The organism is Streptomyces sp. bgisy130, from assembly GCF_057708345.1.
Genome location: NZ_JBYISA010000054.1, coordinates 1 through 20511, shown reverse-complemented (window position 1 = coordinate 20511; position 20511 = coordinate 1). Strand labels below are relative to the sequence as shown.

16 protein-coding genes are annotated in these 20511 nt (G+C 73.2%); 9 read left to right on the top strand and 7 right to left on the bottom strand.

The genetic code is table 11. The annotated features are described in order from the left end of the window. Positions 1-1374 carry a hypothetical protein gene (locus tag AC3EUV_RS35490; protein ID WP_435604694.1) on the bottom strand — a complete coding sequence of 458 codons (1374 nt, stop codon included), beginning with the start codon at positions 1372-1374 and terminating at the stop codon, positions 1-3. Between the two features lie 286 nt (positions 1375-1660). Between AC3EUV_RS35490 and AC3EUV_RS35485 the strand changes: the two genes are divergently transcribed. Beyond that, positions 1661-2353, top strand: a complete 693-nt coding sequence (locus AC3EUV_RS35485; protein ID WP_435604693.1) for a FadR/GntR family transcriptional regulator — start codon at positions 1661-1663, stop codon at positions 2351-2353. 835 nt (positions 2354-3188) lie between these two features. On the opposite strand, the gene AC3EUV_RS35480 is transcribed toward AC3EUV_RS35485, so the two are convergent. The 5 genes from AC3EUV_RS35480 to AC3EUV_RS35460 form a co-directional block, all read right to left on the bottom strand. Beyond that, on the bottom strand, positions 3189-4232 hold the full coding sequence (locus AC3EUV_RS35480) for an N-acetylglucosamine kinase (RefSeq protein WP_435604692.1): 1044 nt from the start codon (positions 4230-4232) through the stop codon (positions 3189-3191). Further along, a complete protein-coding gene (locus tag AC3EUV_RS35475; RefSeq protein WP_435604701.1) occupies positions 4223-5506 on the bottom strand; it encodes a 6-phospho-beta-glucosidase in 1284 nt (427 codons plus the stop codon). Before AC3EUV_RS35475 ends, AC3EUV_RS35480 begins: the two co-directional genes overlap by 10 nt. Positions 5507-5696: 190 nt before the next feature. Then, a complete protein-coding gene (locus tag AC3EUV_RS35470) occupies positions 5697-6854 on the bottom strand; it encodes an ROK family transcriptional regulator (protein WP_435604700.1) in 1158 nt (385 codons plus the stop codon). 238 nt (positions 6855-7092) lie between these two features. Further along, a complete protein-coding gene (locus AC3EUV_RS35465; protein ID WP_435604691.1) occupies positions 7093-8310 on the bottom strand; it encodes an IS30 family transposase in 1218 nt (405 codons plus the stop codon). 156 nt (positions 8311-8466) lie between these two features. Beyond that, positions 8467-9561, bottom strand: a complete 1095-nt coding sequence (locus AC3EUV_RS35460) for a mechanosensitive ion channel family protein (protein ID WP_432146674.1) — start codon at positions 9559-9561, stop codon at positions 8467-8469. 291 nt (positions 9562-9852) lie between these two features. Here AC3EUV_RS35460 and AC3EUV_RS35455 point away from each other — a divergent pair, with 291 nt between their 5' ends. Then, a complete protein-coding gene (locus tag AC3EUV_RS35455; protein ID WP_018088296.1) occupies positions 9853-10389 on the top strand; it encodes an HNH endonuclease in 537 nt (178 codons plus the stop codon). Positions 10390-10461: 72 nt separating this feature from the next. Here AC3EUV_RS35455 and AC3EUV_RS35450 read toward each other — a convergent pair whose 3' ends face one another. Continuing rightward, positions 10462-13467 (bottom strand): glycoside hydrolase family 84 protein, encoded by a 3006-nt coding sequence (locus AC3EUV_RS35450; RefSeq protein WP_435604699.1) that lies wholly within the window; start codon positions 13465-13467, stop codon positions 10462-10464. Between the two features lie 467 nt (positions 13468-13934). Here AC3EUV_RS35450 and AC3EUV_RS35445 point away from each other — a divergent pair, with 467 nt between their 5' ends. The 7 genes from AC3EUV_RS35445 (at position 13935) to alc (ending at position 20483) form a co-directional block, all read left to right on the top strand. Next, a complete protein-coding gene (locus AC3EUV_RS35445) occupies positions 13935-14204 on the top strand; it encodes a hypothetical protein (RefSeq protein WP_042154838.1) in 270 nt (89 codons plus the stop codon). A gap of 6 nt (positions 14205-14210) precedes the next feature. Continuing rightward, complete coding sequence (gene malQ, locus AC3EUV_RS35440; RefSeq protein WP_435604690.1) at positions 14211-16454, top strand: 4-alpha-glucanotransferase; 2244 nt, start codon at positions 14211-14213, stop codon at positions 16452-16454. Positions 16455-16477: 23 nt separating this feature from the next. Then, a complete protein-coding gene (locus AC3EUV_RS35435; protein ID WP_432146676.1) occupies positions 16478-16654 on the top strand; it encodes a hypothetical protein in 177 nt (58 codons plus the stop codon). Between the two features lie 76 nt (positions 16655-16730). After that, positions 16731-16979 (top strand): hypothetical protein, encoded by a 249-nt coding sequence (locus AC3EUV_RS35430; protein WP_042154835.1) that lies wholly within the window; start codon positions 16731-16733, stop codon positions 16977-16979. Positions 16980-17217: 238 nt separating this feature from the next. Continuing rightward, entirely contained in the window at positions 17218-18195 is a 978-nt protein-coding gene (locus tag AC3EUV_RS35425; protein ID WP_432146677.1) for an acyl-ACP desaturase, read from the top strand. Positions 18196-18266: 71 nt separating this feature from the next. Further along, entirely contained in the window at positions 18267-19229 is a 963-nt protein-coding gene (locus AC3EUV_RS35420) for a LysR family transcriptional regulator (protein ID WP_432146678.1), read from the top strand. 108 nt (positions 19230-19337) lie between these two features. After that, positions 19338-20483, top strand: coding sequence for an allantoicase (gene alc, locus AC3EUV_RS35415; protein WP_432146679.1), 1146 nt, complete (start codon positions 19338-19340; stop codon positions 20481-20483). Positions 20484-20511 lie beyond the last annotated feature (28 nt).

The window sequence follows — 20511 nt, the reverse complement described above, 5'->3', positions numbered from 1 at the left end:
TCACCGGTACTCCGCCAGCCTGCGCCCGATCCCCAGCACCGCGCCCAGCGCCCCCAGCCCCGCCAGCACCCCGGCCCCCACCGGCAGCCCGCGCAGCGCCGCACGCCCCCCGTCCGCCGCCGACCGGAACTCCGCCTGCTCATGCACCAGCGCCCGCTCCAGCCCGGCGGCCACCCGGTCGAAGGACTCCCCGGTGGAGCCCTTAGCGCCGATCACCTTGGCCAGCGCCCGGTCGTAGTCACCGCCCTCGTCCGCCGCCCGCGCCTGCGCGTGCCGCGCCTGCCACTGCCGGACCTGCGTCAGCGCCACCCGCACCGGACGCCGCCCCGCCTCGTCGTCCGCCAGCACCAGCGCCGCCCCCAGCCTGCTCCGCGCCGCCGCCGCACCGTGGTCCCCCGCACCCGCCAGCTCCGTCATCCCCGAGCGGAACCCGGCCTCGTAGAAATCCTGCCGGCCGTCCGTCAGCACCGCACCCCGCGCCACCAGCGTCAGATTCTCGTCCCCCCGCGCCCGCAGCGCGGCGATCCGCGCCTCGTTGAGCACCCGCAACGACCGCGCACCGTGCTCATACGACCCCGTCAGCCCCCCACGCGCCACCGTATGCCCCGCCACCAGCCACCCCAACACCACCAGGGACGCGGCCGTCGCCGCCAACAGGCCCCGGTTGAACACCCGGTTGGTCCGCCGGTAGTGCCGCCGCTGCGCCCACCCCAGCGCACCGAGCGCCACCACCCCGGCCGCCAGGGCCCACCACGGCCACGCCTTGGCCGTGGCGTAGTCCGCGGCCAGCCGGTCCGTCTCCGCGTCGTACAACGCCCGTGCCGCCGGGAGGAGTTCCGTCCGCATCTGCTCATGCGCATAACGCAGATACGCGCCGCCCAGCGGCAGCCCCTGCCTGTTGTTGGCCCGCGCCGTCTCCACCAGCCCCGTATAGCGCGGCAGCCCGCCGTTGAGCTTCGCGATCTGCGCGCCCGCCCCGTCCGAACCCGCGCTGTTCGCCGACGCCTTGACCAGCAGCGCGGACGCCGTCCTGATATCGGCGGCATACCGCTCACGCGTCGCCCGGCTCTCCTCACCCCCGGCCAGGAAGCCCGCCGCGGCCGTGGTGTCGGCATCCGCCAGCGAACGGTAGAGACTCGCCGCGTCCGCGGTCAGCGGCTGACTGTGCTCCACCACATCCTCCGCGGCCGCCGCCCGGTCCGCCACCTGCCAGGCCGTGACCGCACCGAACAGCACCACCAGCAGGGCCACTACGGCACCGATCACCCGCAGCCGGCCCGGCTCGGTCGTCGCCGTGGCGCGCAGCTCGTCCAACCCCTCGGCCCAGGCCGTCCGGCGCCCCGCGGCAGGCGGTGACACGCTGCTGGTCGACACGGAACCCGAACCTCCCCCTGGAGCGCTGACGGCGGGACCGGCCCCCGCGCAGAGCGCCCGGGAGCGCTCACGAAAGGGACAGGTGCATGGGCAGCAGTATGTCCGGAGCCGCTGACACCCACACCGCTAATGCCCCGATCTTGTTCGGATCGCGATCCGCGACCGGGCCCGCCGCACCACCGCGCCCCGCATTACAGTGGGCGGAGAGACATCAGACATCAGGTGTTACCGGACAGACATCAGGTGTTACCGGACCCGGATGTCGCGCCGAAGGGGGAGTGATCTCGTGCAGTCGGTCCGCAAGGGCAGGGTGTCGCTCGTGGAGACCGCGACCGACGAGATCCGCGGCCAGATCGTGAACGGCACCTGGCCGGTCGGCAGCCGCATCCCGCCCGAGAGCGCGCTCTCCGAGACCCTCGGAGTCAGCCGCGCCTCGGTCCGCGAAGCCGTCCGCTCGCTGGTGCACTCCGGCCTCCTGGAGCCCCGGCAGGGCGACGGTACGTTCGTGATCTCCGACGACGACAGCGCGGTCGCCCTCCGCCGCCGCCTCGAACGCGCCGAACTCAGCCATGTCACCCAGGTCCGCCAGGGCCTCGACGTGGTCGCCGCCCGGCAGGCCGCCAAACACCGCACGGACGCCCAACTCGCCGGCATCGAAGCCGCACTGGCCCGCCGCAAGTCCGCCCTCGCCGCGCACGACAGTGAGGCGTTCACCGCCGCCGACGCCGAGTTCCACGTCCTGGTCGCCGAGGCCAGTGACAACCCCGTCCTCGCCGACATCTACCGCTCCCTCAGCGCCGCCCTGCGCGAGGAACTCCGCCGCGCCGCCTGCCTGGACACCGCCACCGCGGCCCCCGCCGACCCGCACTCCCGCCTGGCCGACGCCATCCGCGCCCAGGACCCACAGGCCGCCGTGGACGCCGCCGTCGTCCTCCTCGCCGGCCACGTACGGGACCTGGCCCTCCCGCTGGACGACTGAACCCGGCCCGCCTGGGCGACTGACCCCGGCTTGCCCACTGCGGACATTCCACGGCGTACATTCCACGGCGGCGTGCGCACCCCGTCCTCACGCCCCCCGCTTCGCTCCCACGCGCCGCTGCGCCGCCCAGCCTCATCTGGCTACGCTGAGTGACGAAGGTTGATCCTCGCCCCAGCGACCGGCACGGGTTCACCCGTGCTGACCTCATCCGGAGGTAGTGCCATGCGACGCATGAAAAGGCTCCTCGGCCACCGCGCCGCCGTCCCGCCCGGCGACGCCTCCACCTCGGGCAACTCCCCGTCGGCCAGAGGCTTTCTGGCCATCGGCGGCACCACGTATGTCGACCCTCATGGCAGCTATCCCCTTGCCCATCACCTGGACGGCTCCGGCACGCTCATCGTCAACGACACGGATCAGTACGTCACTGTCGTTACGGAGCGCGATGGTGATTGGGGGTCCGGGCGTGATCGGGGGCGCGGTCGTGATCACCGTGATCCACCTTTGGTCGCGGCACGGGATGGGTCTGTGGCGGGGGAGGGGGCGGGGTGGGGTCACGTCCCTGTACGGGGGCAGGGCCTGGGCCGGGACCTCGTACTAGCCCCCGGGGAACGCGCGGAGACCTGGCGGGGGGACAGCGTGCGGGTGGGGTGAGGTGGGGGCGGAGGCTGGGGAGGGGTGGGGTGGGGGAGGGGGAGGCCCCCCAAGAGGAGCGGGCCCAAAGCCCAAGCTTCATCGCCCCCGCCCCGCCTCTGCCCGCAACGCACCATCCCCAACGCCCTACCCCCCTCCCCTCTCCTCCCCGCCCCACGCCCTTATCCCCAACCCCGCACTCCCCCTACCCCCAAGCGCCCCTGACCCGCCCATAAGCCTCCGCCTGTGCTCCTGCTCGGTCCAAGGTGTCGAGGGCGGCGCCCAGTACGGGTGGGGCGGTCACCACCTGGGGGATGGCCTGGGGGGCGTGCTGTGTAAGGAGTTGGGTGAGGTGGTTGTGGAGGAGGGGGTGGCGGGCGGTCAGGATGCCGCCGCCGAGGATGACGGGGGTCGGTTCGTCGAGGAGGCCGAGGCGGTCCAGGGCGACGCGGGCCAGCAGGGCGATCTCCTCCGCCTGGCGGGTCACGAGGGTGCGGGCGATGCGGTCGCCCGCGGTGGCGACGGCGAAGAGGACCGGGGGCAGTTCGTGGCGGCGGTGGCCGGGGATCTCGTGCAGGTGGAGTGCTTCGATCAGTTCCCGCATGGTGGTGAGGCCGAAGTGGGCGGGCAGCGCGCGGGCCAGCTCGGTCGGTGCGCCGCGGCCGTCCTCGGCGCGGGCCGCGCACCACAGCGCCTCGTCGGCGAGTTGCGCACCGCCGCCCCAGTCACCGGAGATCCGGCCGATGGCCGGGAAGCGCGCGGTGGCTCCGTCGCGTCCGAGGCCGACGCAGTTGATGCCGGCTCCGCAGACGACGGCGACGCCCACCGGCTCCCCGTCGTCCGGCAGCCCGGCCCGTAGCAGGGCGAAGGTGTCATTGCGGACGGTCACGGTTCCCGCCCACCCCCGGCGCGCGATCTCGGCGGTCAGTCGGGCTTCCTCGACGGGGAGGTCGGCGTTGGCAAGAAAGGCCGAGAGGTGGTCGACAGGGCCGGCTGCTCCCACCACCCCACCAGACCCCGCCACCCTGGCCACCCCAACAGCCCCCGCCGCTCCCACCATTCCGGCCTCAGCCAGAACAGACGCCACCAGCGGTGCCAGCATGTCCACCGCCCGTTCGGCGCCCACCACCGGTGGTTGGAAGCCGCCGCCCCGGGCGGTTGCGAGGATGCTGCCGTCCGTGGTTACCAGTGCCACATCGGTCTTGCTGTTGCCTGCGTCGATGGCGAGGGCCATGCCGGTCAGGCCCACGGCAGGTGCTCCTGGTTGTGCGCGATCAGGACGTCGGTGAGCCGGTCCGCCTGGTCGAGCTGGCCGATGAGGGGGTGGGCGAGGAGGGCGGAGAAGACGGCTCGGCGTCCCTCGGCGCGGTCGGTGGGGCGGCCGACTCCGCTCAACAGGGCTGCTTCCAGGGCGAGTTGTTCGTAGGCGGTGACATGGGCGATCAGTCCGGCGTACTGCGGTTCCAGGGGGCGTACGGGGAGGGGTGCGGCGCCGGTCGCGTTCACGGTTGCGGGGGCCTCGATCACCGCGTCGTCGGGGAGGAAGGGGAGGGTGCCGTCGTTACGGGTGTTGACGATCTGGGGGTCGCCGGTGTCGCGCAGCAGTGACGAGGTCAGTGCCACCGCGGCTTCCGAGTAGTAGGCGCCGCCGCGTCGGGACAGCAGCTCCGGTTTCTCGTCGAGGGCCGGGTCGCCGTACAAGGTGAGCAGCTCCCGCTCGATGGCGGCGACCTCCGCGGCGCGGGACGGTTTGCTGCGCAACTCCCGTACCACGGCGTCGTGTTGGTAGTAGTAGCGCAGATAGTAGGAGGGGATGGCGCCGAGGTGGTCGAGGAGGGCGCGGGGCATCCGTAGTTTGGCGGCGAGGGTGTCGCCGTGTGCGGCCAGCAGTTCGGGGAGGACGTCCTCGCCCGCGACGCGTACGGACCGTTCCCAGGTGAGGTGGTTGAGGCCGATGTGCTCCAGCGCGACCTGGTCGGGGGCGACTCCCAGCAAGGTGGCGAAGGTGCGCTGGAAGCCGATGGCGACGTTGCACAGGCCGACGGCCCGGTGGCCGTGGGTGAGCAGCGCCCGGGTGACGATGCCGACGGGGTTGGTGAAGTCGACGATCCAGGCCGCGGGGTTGCGGCGGCGGACCCGTTCGGCGATGTCGAGGACGACGGGGACGGTGCGCAGCGCCTTGGCGAGGCCGCCGGCGCCGGTGGTCTCCTGGCCGACGCAGCCGCACTCCAGCGGCCAGGTCTCGTCCTGGTTGCGGGCGGTCTGGCCGCCGATGCGAAGTTGCAGCAGGACGGCGTGGGCGCCGTCGATACCGGCGTCCAGGTTGCCGGTCCAGGAGATCCGGCCGGGGTGCCCCTGTTTGGCGAAGATGCGCCGGGCCAGTCCGCCCACCAGCTCCAGCCGCTCCGTGTCCGGGTCGATGAGGACGAGTTCCTCCAGCGGCAGCAGATCACGCAGCCGGGCGAAGCCGTCGATGAGTTCGGGGGTGTAGGTGGAGCCGCCGCCGACCACGGCGAGCTTGATACGGGGGTGCGGGGTGCGTCCCTGGGGAGACGGCATACAGATCAGCCCTTCACTCCGGTGAGCGTGGCGCCTTCGACGAAGGCCCGCGGAACGAGCGGCGTGGCACCGGCCGGCGCCACGGAAAGCCGGATACGTCTCCGTACGAGTGGCATGGCGGCAGCCGCCCGGCCGACGGACCCGCCACCGCCCCTCAGCCCGTCTGGAACACCGCATCGCGCGCCGCGGCGAGCGCCGTTCGCAGGGCGCCGAGGAGGATCGGATTGCCGTCCAGGTGGCTGAGGCGCAGGGCGGGGCGGGGCAGTGCGAGACCGGTGAACTCCTCCTCGACCAAGGCGCGCAGGGCCTCTCCGCCGGACCGGGCGACCTCGCCGGAGAGCACGATGAGCTGGGGGTCGACGACCGCCACCACGGCGGCCAGCCCGGTCGCCAACCGCCGCGCGACCTCGGCGCGTACCGCGCCGTGCGCCAGTGCTTCGGTGACCGTACGGACGTCGGAGGACCCGCGCTTCCGGCCCAGTTGGATGACGCTCGCTGCGCCGACCAGCCGCTGGAAGCCGCCGCCCGCGTCCGGCCGGGCGGCGTCGCGTGCGCCGCCACGGGCCAGCGGGGCACCGGGCAGCGGCATATAGCCGATCTCGCCCGCGCCGCCGGTGGCGCCGCGCAGCAGCCGCCCGCCCAGTACGAGGGCGGCACCCACTCCCCTGTCGGCCCACACCAGGACGAAGTCGTCGAAGCCCTGGGCGGCCCCGTCGTACTGCTCGGCGACCGCCGCAAGATTCACATCATTTTCGAGTGTGACCGGCATGCCCAGTGCCTCGGCCAACTCCTCCTTCAGGGCCCGCGCGTGCCAGTCCGGCAGGTGAGGTGCGTAGCGCAGCCGTCCGGTCCGCGGGTCGAGTGCGCCGGGTGTGCCGATGACCGCCCCGTGCAGCCGCTCGCGCGCCAGCCCGGCCTGGGCCAGTGCTCCGTCGACGGCCCGCGCGACCAACTGGGCGGTCCGGCCCGGCGCGTCGCGGGACCGACGCCCGTGGGCCCCGGCGAACGCGTCGCTGCCGGCCCGTTCCTCGCCGAGTACCTGCCCGGTGATGTCGGCGACCGCGGCGGTGACCCCCAGCTGATCGACGGCCAGTGCGGCGATATGCGCCGCCGCCGGGTTGATCTCGTACAGCTGCGCACTGGGGCCCGGCCGCCCGGTCTCGTTGCCGGTGGTCCGCACCAGCCCCGCGGCCTCCAGCCGGGCCAGCAGCTGCGAGGCGGTGGGCTTCGACAGCCCGGTCAGCTCCCCGATCCGGGTACGGGTCAACGGGCCCCGCGACACCAGCAGATCGAGCGCGGCCCGGTCGTTCATGGCCCGCAGCACCCGCGGCGTCCCGGGGATTCCCGGCACCGACTGCCCACCGGACACGACGTCCCCCGTTCACCCGGAGGCCGGACCGACGACCGCCCAGCCTCTGTTAAGAAACCTTCCCAACGATCCGACAGGAAGGTAGGCCGCGGCCCGTCGCAGCGTCAATGGGCAAAAGAGGAGAGGGGCCCACCGACACACGGCGGTTTCTAGCGGTCGTCGCAACACGTGGTCGGTTTGATCAGGCCGCGAGCAGTTTATGCAGGCGCTCGGCTGGGGTTTCCCAGTCGAGCGTTTTGCGTGGCCGGCTGTTGAGTTCGGCGGCGACGGCGGCCAGGTGCTCTGGGGCGTGGGCCCTGAGATCGGTGCCCTTGGGGAAGTACTGCCGCAGCAGGCCGTTGGTGTTCTCGTTGGAGCCGCGCTGCCAGGGACTGGCCGGGTCGCAGAAGTAGACCGGGATGTCGGTGGCGAGGGTGAACGAGCCGTGGGCGGCCATCTCCGCGCCCTGGTCCCAGGTCAGGGATCGCACCAGGTGTCCGGGCAGGGTCTGGACCGTGGTCACCAGGGCGTCGCGGACCTGCTCAGCGGCGCGGCCGTTTGGCAGGTGCAGGAGCATCACATAGCGGGTGGCGCGCTCGACCAGCGTGCCGATGGCGGAGATGCCGTCCTTGCCGATGATCAGGTCGCCTTCCCAGTGGCCGGGCACCGCCCGGTCCCCGACCTCCGCGGGGCGTTCACTGATCATGACCATGGGGGTAGCGGACCTGGGCTGACGGGCGGTGGCCCGGCGGTGCGGTTTGCGCCAGGCGCGTCCCTGGCGGAGGGCTTTGGTCAGCTCACGGCGAAGCTCACCGCGGCCCTGGACGTAGAGGGCCTGGTAGACCGTCTCGTGGACCACGTGCATCTCCGGCCGCTGGGGAAACTGGTTCCGTAGAGCCTGGCAGATCTGCTCCGGACTCCACTTTCGGCCGAGGTGGTCCTGGATGAAGTCCCGCAGCTCGGAGTTCTGGCCGATCTTGCCGGGCTTGGGGCGCGGTCGGCGGGCGTCCGCGCGGGCCTGAGCTGCATACGGGCGGTAAGCCCCGCTGCCGGGGTGGCAGTTGCGCTTGATCTCCCGGCTGATGGTGGACGGGCTGCGGCCCAGCTCGGCAGCGATCGTCCGCAGGGCCGCCTTCTCCCGCAGCCGGTCGGCGATGTGGATGCGATCAGCCTCGCGCAGGTACCGCGACGGACGGGAAGGCTCTGCTGCCGCGCGAAGCGGCAGCAGAGCCTTCCTCTGCGACCCGGTGGGTCTGCGCCCATTACGCCACTTCTGGCCGGTCCGCTCATCGATCCCGATGATCCGGCACGCCTCTCGGTTGCTGAAGCCCTGCTGCATGAGCCGGGAGTATGCCTCCCGCTCCCGGGTCAGCTTCCGAGGGCCCTGTGGCGCCCGGTCCTTACGGACCTCGAAGTCCATTGCATCCCCTGAACTGGGGTGTTGCAACGACTCCTAGAACCCAAGCACTCATCGGTATGCCCCTCTCCCCGTAGCGGGAGCCCTCAGCCACTCACCACCCGGCTACCAGCGACCAGCGACCGGCGCCCGGCTACCGGGCCACCGGCCGCCAACCACCTACTTCCCCAACTTGGACGGCGAAGCGATCGGACTCGTCGCCAGGGACTGCGGGGACAGCGGGTTGTTGAGGGCCGAGGGAGCCGCCATACCGGCGGCGGGGTCGGTGGTCTCCGCCTCTGCTTCCTCGTCCTCGGGGAGCGGGCGCGGGGCGAGGTCGACGCCGGCCGCGTCCAGGGCGTGCTTGATGCGCCAGCGCAGCTCGCGCTCCACGCCGAGGGCCTTGCCGGGCATGGTCTTGGCCGCGACGCTGATGGTGACCGTGTCCAGGTGCACCTCGCTGAGGCCGAGCACCTGCACCGGCTCCCACAGCTGCTCGTTCCAGGGCTCGGACTTCGACATCGCCTCACCGGCGGTGGTGATGGTGTCGCGGGCGCGCTGGAGATCCTGGTCGGCGGCGATCACCACATCGACGGCGGCCGTGGACCAGCCCTGGCTGAGGTTGCCGATCCGCTTGACCTCGCCGTTGCGGATGTACCAGATCGCGCCGTTGGGGCCGCGCAGCTTGGTGACGCGCAGGCCGACCTCGATGACGGTGCCGGTGGCGACGCCGGCGTCGATCTCGTCGCCGACGCCGTACTGGTCCTCCAGGATCATGAAGACGCCGGAGAGGAAGTCGGTGACGAGGTTGCGGGCGCCGAAACCGATGGCCACACCGGCGACACCGGCGCTCGCCAGCAGCGGCGCCAGGTTGATCTTCAGGACGGAGAGCACCGTCAGGGCGGCGGTGCCCATGATCACGAAGGAGGCGACGCTGCGCAGCACCGAGCCGATGGCCTCGGAGCGCTGCCGGCGTCTCTCGGCGTTGACGAGCAGTCCGCCCAGCGCGGTGCCCTGGGCGGCAGCCGCGGTGCGGTTCATCCGCTCGATGAACTTGGTGATGGTGCGGCGAATCACATGCCGCAGCACCACCGCGATCACCAGAATCAGCAAGATTTGCAGGCCGGACGTGAGCCACGTCCCCCAGTTCTCCTGCACCCAGCCGGCGGCGTTGGTGGCCTTCTCCGTGGCGTCGTCGAGCGAAGTCGGGCCGGAGGAGCCGGGTGTGGCGGCGCTCAGGTGCGCGGCAGCGGCCGGCGAAGCGGACCAGAACACAGTCGAACCTTCCGTGTGGGACAGCAGGCCCGGGCCTCGGCAGGACTCCAGGGGACCGGGCAGACCAACCACACTAACGGGGCAATGAGAACGGTCCGCGCTCTTGTTCGAACGGGCAGGTTTTGCGCGGGCCGGAAAGAGCGGGATCCGGACAGCGGCGCGAGGGGTGTGGTGGAAAACACCTCCGGGCCGTTACTCGGTCATGGTGGCGCTCCGACCAGGCAGCGGGGGACACTGTGGGGAGATCGTCCCGGCGCGAGCCACGCGCCGCCGGCGTACAAGGAGGCACCCGTGCCGCATGTCCTGGTCCTCAACGCGTCGTACGAGCCGCTCGGCGTCGTACCGCTCCGCCGCGCGCTCATCCTCGTCCTCAATGAGAAGGCTGTCAGCCTCGAGGAGTCCGGCGCCCTGATGCACAGCGCGACCCGCGTGATCCCTGCTCCGAGCGTGGTCCGCTTGAAGCGGTTCGTGCGGGTGCCCTTTCGTGGCCCCGTGCCCCTGACCCGCCGGGCGCTGTTCGCCCGTGACGGCGGGCGCTGTATGTACTGCGGTGGCGTCGCAACCAGCGTCGACCACGTCATCCCGCGCAGCCGCGGAGGTCAGCACACCTGGGAGAACGTCGTCGCCGCCTGCCGGCGCTGCAATCATGTCAAGGCCGACCGCCATGTCGCCGAGATCGGCTGGCGGCTCCGGCATCAGCCCGCCCCGCCGTCAGGACTGGCGTGGCGGATCATCGGTACGGGCCATCGTGACCCGCGCTGGCTGCCGTATTTGCAGCCGTACGGCGCGGATGACGCCCTGGCCCGGATCGACGCCGTATCGGCGTAGGTCCGGGATTTTCCGTCCGGGGGCCGTGGGGGCAGCGCCGTGTGCGCGGCTCCCCACGGTCCCCGGACGCGTTCAGTGCGTGTTGTTGCCTCGCGCGTCCTTGCCGCGCTCGTCGTTGCCGTGCGGCTCCTGCACCGCGTACGCCTCCACCGACCACAGCGAGTAGCCGAAGCGGGTGGCCCGCTTGTCGCCCTGGATACGGACGAACCGGGCGTCCTTGGCGTCCATCCGGAGGGACTCCCGGCCGCCCTTGCCGTCCCGGACCGTGGCCGCCGTGCGCCAGGTGCGGCCGTCCGGCGAGACCTGGACGCGGTAGCCGGCGGCGTAGGCGTCCTGCCAGTGCAGGACGAGCCGGCCGAGGCGGGTCGGGTGGGCCAGCGCGAACTGGAGCCAGGCGCCGTCCTCGGCGGTGGACGACCAGCGGGTCCGCGGATTGCCGTCGGTGGCCGCCGATGCCGGGAAGTCGGGCGTCTCGTCCCCGGAGGAGGTGGCGACGGTGCCGCGCGCCAGGTCCCTGCCGCCGGTGCGCGGATAGGTCCGCACCGTCAGCGTCTGCTCCGAGCCGCCGAAGGTGACCGGGATCCGGTACGTCCCGGAGGGGGCGTCCTCGGGGACGTCGACCGTGACGCGGACCGTGGCGGTGCCGCCGCGCGGGGCGGTGACCTCGTCCGGGGCGTGCACGGTGAAGCCCTTGGGTGCCTTGACCGTCAGCTTCTCGTGGACGTCGGCGGGGCGGCGGGAGTAGATCCGGGCGTCCACCGTGGCGCTGTCGCCGGGCTGCGCGTCCACCTCCTTGCGGGACAGTTCGAGCCCGGCCTGCTCGGTGTCGTCGAACCACGGGGTGAGCGCCTTCACGGACGGTGCCTTTGCGCCGTTCTCCCAGGTCAGCCGTACCGCGTCGGCACGCAGCCGCGGGGTGTGCGACTCCGTCCAGCCGGTGGCGGAGAGCCGGCCCAGGCGGCGCCAGCCCTCGCCGGGGACATGCGCCTCCAGGGACACGGCGCGCGCGGCGGCGCCCGGCTCGGTCAGGGCGGTGACCGCGGCCAGCCGGCGGGCCCGCTCGAAGGGGACGGTCAGGGACCTCGGGCCGGTGTCCTCGTCGGGCCGGGGGGTCTCGTGGCGGGCGCCGGTCCAGGCGTCGGCCTCGGTCATCGCCCGCTCCAGGAACGGTGCGAGCACGCCCTTGCCGACCGTCGCCGGGCTGCGCGCGATCTCCTTGCGCAGCCGCTGCGCCGTGCGCTGGGCGGACCAGGCGGTGCCGCCGTCGTCATGGGCCTGTGCCATCAGCGTGTCCACGGCGTGCGCGCCGGCGGTGCCGTAACGGGCCAGCTGCTCGGCCCAGGGCCGGATCTCGGCGGCCAGATCCGGGTTCAGGTCGTCGGGTGCGCTGCTCATCGTCCGGAACGCGTTCCGCAGCGTCCGGGCCGCCTTGGCGAGGTCCGCGTCCTGGCCGGGCCGGCCGTGGTTGGTCGCCGCCTCGCGGGCCGCCCAGAAGCGGTTGATCAGCACCCGCAGATACTTCGACTCGGTCCGGTCCAGCACCGAGGAGGAGTCGTTGCCGGCCAGCGCCCGCAGCGCGGCACGGGCCCGCGGGTCGCTGCCCGCCAGATCGTCGACGGCCGCCTCCCAGGACTCCGCGGGGCGGTAGTCGCGGGGGTTCCACGCATAGTCGGCGGCCGTGAACAGCGGGATACGGGAGGCGAGCGGCTGCTCCATGGCGTTGGCGAGCAGCGCCGAGGAGCCGGTGGCGACGGCCGGCTCACGGCCGCGGTAGGGGCCGAGGAAGATCCGGTCCTGGGCGTAGTCGTTGACCGGATAGTTGTCCATGGTCACCAGCGGGTGGCCGAACGCCTGGCGGGCGGTGGACAGCTCCCCGCCGGTGATGGTCCGCGGGACCACCCCGATACCGGTCCAGGCCACCTCGACCCGGTCGCCGAGCGCGTCGGAGAGCGCGCTGCGGTACGCCGTCGAGCCGTCCTGGTAGTACTCGGTCGGCATCAGCGACAGCGCCGCGGCCTCCGGGTGCCGCTCCGCCAGGTGCGCGGCGAGCGCGTTGGCGATCTTGGCCTGCGCGGTGGCCGCGGCCCGCGGGCCGGAGCCGAAGGTGTCCTCGTCGGCGTCGCAGTGCCATTCGCTGTAGCTGACGTCCTGGAACTGGAGCTGGAAGGAGCGCACGCCCAGCGCCCACATCGCGTCCACCTTGCGCCGCAGCGCCCGCAGGTCCTCCTCGGACGAGTAGCACAGCGCCTGGCCGGGCGCGAGGGTCCAGCCGAGCGTGACGTGGTTGGCGCGGGCCCGCTCGGCCAGCGCCCGGAAGTCGTCGCGCTGCGCGGCCGGGTAGGGCTCGCGCCAGCGCGCCTGGCGGTACGGGTCGTCGCCGGGCGCGTACAGATAGTGGTTCTGCTTGGTGCGCCCCATGAAGTCCAGCTGGGCCAGCCGCTGCGGCCGGCTCCACGGCTGCCCGAAGAACCCCTCGGTGGTGCCGCGCACGGCCGTACCGGGCCAGTCCCGCACGGCCACCGAGGCCAGCTGCGGCTCCCGGCCCGCACCCTTGCTGACCAGCTGCCGCAGCGTCTGCGCGGCGTGGAAGAGGCCGTCCGGGCCGACGCCGTCCAGGGCGACCGTGTCCCGGCCCGCGACCTGGCCCACGGCCAGCCGGTAGCCGCCGGAGGGCAGATCCCCGCGGGCCGGTGCCCGCAGCGCCCGCAGCGCCTCCGCGGCCGGCCGGCCGCCGGCCCGGATCACCGGCCCGGCCGCGGGCAGCCGGTCGCCGGGCGCCAGGGTCCGCACGGTGTGCACCCCGGCGTCGCGCAGCAGCCCGCGCAGCACGTCCAGGGCGTAGGGATCGGTGTCCGGCGCCGCCACCAGAGCCACCTCGCCGGTGAGGGGCACGGGGGCGCCGAGATCCTCCATCGACTGGGGGCGCGGCCAGACCGCGGGCGTGCGCCCCGCGCCGGCCGGGCGGTCCGGCTGCTCGGGCGTGCCGATGGCGGGGTCGGCGGGCGCGGCCTGGGCGCCGGGCGCCCCGCCGAGCAGCCCTCCGATGACGGCGGCGGCCAGTGCGGTGGTCCCCGCCACCCGCGCGCGGGCGCTCGCGCCGCTCCCCTTGCCGCCCCTACCGATTTTTCCGACGCTCCATACGCCCCGGCCTCGCACGGCTGCTCCTCGTCCCCGTCCATCACTCGCCGGCTCGCACCGGCGCCCCATTTCCCCGCCGATGCCCGTTCGGACAGACCTTCGGCCGTGAGCCCACCATTGTGGCGGTCAGGGTGTCAATAAGGCCATGGCGCCGTCCCCTACGTCGTCATACGTACGGCTTTCGCCGGGTGGTGCGGGCGGGGGTTCGCGGGGGTGGACGGTCCGCAGAACTTCCGTCGCGGGGTCCGCTTTCTCCGTCTTCTCTGCGCCTGCCGGTGTCCGCCGCAGTGAAATCGCCTGCGTGGGGGATAATGAGAGGTGGGTCACGTTTCGTGAGCAGATACGTCTGCGAACGTGTCGAGTGGGTAGGGCCCACGTGTCCCACTACCGATGAACGGGAGGCCCTCGTGGCCGCATCCGCTCAACTGCTCCTCGACGCTCTGTCCTCCAAACCGGGAGGTGCGACGATGGAGCCCGATCTCTTCGACGGGGTGTCCGACCCCGATTCCGGCCTGGACGGCTCCGGCTCCTACAGCTTCGTCGAGCCGCCCCTGACCAGCGAGCCCCCGCTCGCCGACGCCGCACCACTGACCAGCGAGGTCCCGATCGCCGCCGAGCTGCCGCTGACCAGCGAGCCGACGGCCGCGGGCATGGGCACGGAGTCCATGGAGGTCTGAGGACCCATGGGCCGCGCGCGGCTCGCCCGGCTGCACGGCGTCGCCACGTCGTACGCACCCTCGCCGGGCACGAGCGTCCGGATCGCCGACGACACCGTTGTCGCCGTGCTCGCCGCATTAGGAGTCGACGCCTCGACTCCGCACGCCGTACGCGCCGCCCTGGCCGCGTACGAGGACGACGCGCGCCGCGCCCTGCTTCCCCGCACCGTCGTCGCCCGTCCGGACCGGCCACCCGACCTCGCGCGTCTCCCCGAAGGCACCGTCCTCCGGGTCGAGACCGGGGCCGGTGAGGCCGCGGACCTGGGCGCGCCCGATCCGGCGGCGCTCGCCAGGCTGCCCCTGGGCGTCCATGTACTGGAGGCCCGGGCGCCCGGCGGCCGCACCGCCCGCGCCCCGCTGATCGTCGCGCCCGACCGGGTGCCCGCACCCCCCGGCCGCAGCCACGGCTTTCTGGTGCAGCTCTACTCGCTGCTGTCCCGGCGGTCCTGGGGCATGGGCGACCTAGGGGACCTCGCCGAGCTCGCGTCCTGGTCCGGGCGCGCACTGGGCACCGGCTTCCTCCAGCTCAACCCGCTGCATGCGGCCGTCCCCGGCCCGCCCACCGACCCGTCGCCGTACCGGCCCTCCTCCCGCCGCTTCCCCGACCCGGTCCATCTGCGGATCGCCCACATCCCGGAGTACGCCCACCTCGCCGGCGCCGCGCGCTTACGGGCCGACGAGCTGGCCGCCCGCGCCGACGCGCTCCGTTCCGGGGTGCTCGAACGGGGCGCGCTGATCGACCGGGACGCGGTCTGGGCGCTCAAGCGGGAGGCGCTGGAGCTGCTGTGGGCGGTGCCGCTCGGGCCGGGCCGGCGGGCCGCGTACTGCGACTTCCTCGCCGAGCAGGGCCAGGCGCTGGAGGACCACGCCACCTGGTGCGCGATCGCCGAGCGGCACGGCCCGGACTGGCGCGGCTGGCCCGCCGAACTGCGCGATCCACGGTCCCCGGGCACCGCCCGGCTGCGGCACCGGCTGCTGGACCGGATCGACTTCCACTGCCGGCTGGTCTGGCACACCGACCAGCAACTGGCCGCCGCCCAACGGGCCGCGCGGGATGCCGGGATGGCCGTCGGGCTGGTGCACGACCTCGCCGTCGGCGTCCACCCCTCCGGCGCCGACACCTGGGCGCAGCAGGACGCCTTCGCCGCCGGAATGTCCATCGGGGCGCCGCCGGACGCCTTCAACGCCCGCGGCCAGGACTGGGGCCTGCCGCCCTGGCGCCCCGACGCGCTGGCCGCCGCGGGCTACGCCCCCTACCGGGAGCTGCTGCGCGGCCTGCTGCGGCACGCCGGGGCGCTGCGGATCGACCATGTGATGGGGCTGTTCCGGCTGTGGTGGGTCCCGGAGGGCCGGCCGCCGACGGAGGGCGCCTATGTCCGCTACGACGGTGAGGCGATGCTCTCCGTGCTGGCCCTGGAGGCGCGGCGGGCCGGGGCCGCGGTGATCGGCGAGGATCTGGGCACCGTCGAGCCGGGCGTCCGCGAGGCGCTCGCCGCCCGCGGCGTGCTGGGCACCTCGGTGCTGTGGTTCGAGCGGGACTACGGGAACGGGGAGCGGGACGCGGGGGACGGGGCGGACGCGGGGGGTGCGGGGGACGGGACGGCCGCGGCCGACGGCCCCGGTGCGGCCCCGGCCCCGGCCCCGGCGCCGGAGGCGGGGGCCGAGGGCTCCGGCGCGGGACCGGCGGGGGAGGGCGGGGCGGCGCGGGATGCCGCCCCCGCGTCCGGCGCCGCGGCCCGCATCCTGGCGCCCGGGGAGTGGCGCAGCGCCTGTCTCGCCACCGTCACCACCCACGATCTGCCGACCACCGCGGCCCGGCTGACCGGCGAGGACGTGGCCCTGCGCGAGCGGCTCGGGCTGCTCGCCGGGCCGCCGGAGCGGGAGCGCTCCCGCGCCACCCAGGAACGCACCGAATGGCTGCGGGAGTTGGTGCGGCGCGGGCTGCTGCCCGAAGGGCCGGGCGACGAGGAGGCGGCGGTCCGGGCCGTGCACCGCTTTCTGCTGCGCACCCCGGCGCGGATGGTCGGCGTCTGGCTGCCCGACGCGGTGGGGGACCGGCGCCCGCAGAACCTCCCCGGGACATGGGATGAATACCCGAACTGGCGCCTGCCGATCGCCGGTCCCGACGGCCGTCCGCACACCCTGGAGGAGCTGGCCGCCTCGCCCCGACTGCACGCCCTGATGCGGGAGTTGGCGGACGGGAACCTCTAGTACTGGCGAGGGGCGGTTCCCGCGTGACGTCCCGGCGCCAGTCCGCCGCGCACGCCCTCCCGGGCCTCGGGCACCGGCGGATCCTCGCGCTGCCGCGGCCGGTGACCGCGGACGCCGTGCGGGTCACCGTCCAGGAGTCCCGCGGGACGGGCCGGCTGTTGCCGGTGACGCTGCACCGCAGCCGGGCCGCGGGCGGCTGAGACCGCGGGACGGCGAGGGCGCCGGTTGTGCCACCCCGGGCGCGCGGGGCGCGGGGGCGTCCGATACGTTGACTTCGTGAGCAACAAGGTCAATAAGAATGTCCTGCGCGCCGGAACCATCACCGCCGGCACCGCGCTGATGCTGCTGATGTCGTCCCCCGCGTTTGCGCTCACCCGCGACGATGGTGACGACCCGGGTCCGGGTCTGAGCGTGATCGAGACGCTCGGCCTCTACGTCGCTTTGCCCATCGTTCTCTTCCTGGTGATCGCCGGGCTGGTCATGGTGGGCGACAAGTCCCACAAGCAGGCCGGCTCCAAGGGCTGACACCGGGCACCAGTGACGCCGCAAGGGCGCCCCTCGGTTACAAGAACCGAGGGGCGCCCTTTGTCGTACCCGGATATTTCCGCAGGTGAAAAAGGGGTTGCGAGGTGGCTATCGCGCGATTTTCGGCCGGTTTGCGAGGGGGCTGTATTTAACCGGCCCTAACCTACGATGACGTAACCTACGCAGCCGTAGGTCAAACCTACGGTCCCGTAGGTCATCGTCCCCAGGAGTTCCCCCCGTGACCATCGCCCCCGCCCGCCATAACGGAGAGCTCGGCCATGCCGCCTGGAGCGACGCCCAGTTGCTCTATGCGCTCGAAGAGGTCGTCGAGAAGGAACTCAACCGCCATCTGAAAGTCGCCAAGGACTGGATGCCCCACGAGTACGTGCCGTGGAGCGACGGGCGTAACTTCCCCGGGCCGCTGGACGGCGACGCCTGGGACCCCGAGCAGTCCAAGGTCAGCGACATCGGCCGGATCGCCCTGGTGGTCAACCTCCTCACCGAGGACAACCTCCCCAGCTACCACCACGAGATCGCCACCCTCTTCGGCCGCGACGGCGCCTGGGGCACCTGGGTGCACCGCTGGACCGCCGAGGAGGGCCGGCACGGCATCGTGATGCGCGACTACCTGCTCACCAGCCGGGCCGTCGACCCGGACGAGCTGGAGCGGTTCCGCATGGCCCATATGTCGGAGGGTTTCGAGTCCGACAACTCGCACAGCATGCTGCACTCGGTGGCGTACGTCGCCTTCCAGGAGCTGGCCACCCGGATCTCGCACCGCAACACCGGCCACCACTCCGGTGACCCGGTCTGTGACCGGATGCTGTCCCGGATCGCCACCGACGAGAACCTCCACATGGTCTTCTACCGCAACCTCCTCGGTGCGGCCTTCGAGATGGCGCCCGACCAGACGATGTGCGCGGTGCGCGATGTCGTCACCGGCTTCCGGATGCCCGGCCACGGGATGCCCGGCTTCGAGCGGTCCGCGGCCCGGATGGCCCTCGGCGGGATCTACAACCTGCGCATCCACCACGACGATGTGCTCCAGCCGGTGCTGCGCTTCCTGAAGGTGCTGGAGATCGGCGGGCTGGGCCCGGCCGGGCTGGCCGCGCAGGAGGAGCTGGGGCTGTTCATGGACGGCCTGGACGGCCAGGCGCGGAAGTTCGACGAGCGCCAGGCGGCCATCCTCGCCCGCCGCAAGGCCAACCGCGGCTGAAGCGGCCCTGCCGTTCCGCGTCACCGTCCATGGCGGCGGTGGCCGGGGCGGCGGGTGCGTACGCTGCCCGCATGGCCGACTGGGACCTCAAAAAGCTGCGCATCCTGCGCACCCTCCACGAGCTGGGCACGGTCACCGCGACCGCCGAGGCGCTGCACATGACGCCCTCGGCGGTCTCGCAGCAGCTGACCGGGCTGGCCAAGGCGCTCGGGGTGACGCTGCTGGAGGCGCACGGCCGGCGGGTGCGGCTGACCGACGCCGCTGAGCTGGTGCTGCGGCACGCGGAGGCGGTCTTCGCCCAGCTGGAGCGCGCCGACGCGGAGCTGCTCGGCTACCTCCAGGGCGAGGCCGGCCAGGTGCGGGTCGGGGCTTTCTCCACCGCCATCCCCGCGCTGGTGGTCCCCGCCGTACAGGAGCTGCGCCGCACGCACCCGGGGCTCTCGGTCGTCGTGTGGCAGGCGGAGGCGGAGGCCGCGTACGAGCTGCTGGCGGAGGGCAGCGTCGATCTGGCGCTGTCGCTGGCCGCGCACGCCCCCACCCCGCGCGACCCCAAGTTCAGCCGGGTCTCGCTGCTCGCCGACCCGCTGGACGTGGCGCTGCCGGCCGGCCACCGGCTGGCCGCCGAGCCGGGGCTGCGGCTGGCGGATCTGGCGGGCGAGCCCTGGATCTTCGGCAGCAGTGGGCCCTGGTCGCAGATCACCACGGCCGCCTGTGAGAACGCCGGGTTCGTGCCCGAGCAGGCGCATGCCGCCGCCGACTGGAGCGCGATCTGGGCGATGGTTGCGGCGGGGATGGGGGTGGCGCTGGTGCCCCGGATGGCGATGGCGGGCGGCATCGGGGCCTTCGGGCGCGGGGGAGTGACGCCCGCCGGAGGCGGCGGCCGTGAGGGGGTCGCGCTGCGGGTGCTGTCCGGTGACCAGCCGCGCCGTCATGTGATCGCCGCCGCCCGGCGCGGCTCGGAGGGGGCGCCGGGCCTGGCCCGGGTGCTGGCGGCGCTCCGGCAGGCGGCCGCCGCGCAGCAGCCGGGAGAGTAGAACCTTTCAGTTCTGCTGAACATATTCATCGAAAACTTTCGATGGACCTGTGCGGTGCTGCCCTGCGACCGTGAAGGGGTCCACACCTCCACCCATCGAAGGGCAGCGATGACCGCCAACCCGGCCGCCGACTCCACCGATCCGCACGCCAACGACGCCAGTCCGTACGGTGGCGGAGACCCCTACGCCGACTACCGCGGCGGGGACTTCCCCTTCACCTCGCTCGTCGACCTCGCCGACCGCCGCCTCGGTGCCGGGGTGATCGCCGCGAACGACGAGTTCTTCGCCGAGCGCGAGAATCTGCTGAAGCCGGCTCCGGCGGTCTTCGACCCCGAGCACTTCGGCCACAAGGGCAAGATCATGGACGGCTGGGAGACCCGGCGCCGCCGCGGCGCCGACGGCGATCACCCCTTCCCCACCGACGAGGACCACGACTGGGCGCTGATCCGGCTCGCCGCCCCCGGCGTGATCCGCGGCATCATCGTCGACACCGCCCACTTCCGCGGCAACTACCCCCAGCAGGTCTCCGTCGAGGCCACCTCGCTGCCCGGCAGCCCCGGCCCCGAGGAGCTGCTCGCCGGCGACGTGAAGTGGGAGGAGCTGGTCCCGCGCATGCCGGTACGGGGCCACGCCGCCAACGGCTTCGAGGTCACCGTCGAGCGCCGCTTCACGCATCTGCGCCTCAAGCAGCATCCCGACGGCGGCATAGCCCGCCTCCGGGTGCACGGCGAGGTCGTGCCGGACCCGGCGTGGCTCGACGTGCTCGGCACCCTCGACCTGGCGTCCGTCCTGCACGGCGGCACCGTCGAGGACGCCTCGGACCGCTTCTACTCCTCGCCCACCCAGATCATCCGGCCCGATCTCTCCCGCAAGATGGACGACGGCTGGGAGAACCGCCGCCGCCGGGTCAAGGGCACACACGACTGGGTGCGCTTCCGCCTCGCCGCGCAGGGCGAGATCAGGGCGGTGGAGATCGACACCGCCTACCTCAAGGGCAACTCCGCGGGCTGGGCCGCCCTGTCCGGCTGCGACGGCGACCCGGCCGACGAGGCGTCCTGGTTCGAGATCCTGCCGAAGACGAAGCTCCAGCCCGACACCCCGCACCGCTTCGCCCTGCCGGCGGCCGTCACCGCCACGCACATACGGCTGGAGGTCTTCCCCGACGGCGGCCTCGCCAGGATGCGGCTGCACGGCGCCCTCACCGAAGCCGGCCGGGCCGCACTGGGCCGCCGCTTCGACGCCCTCAACGGCTGAGCCGCACCCCGGTCTTACGCCAGGCCCC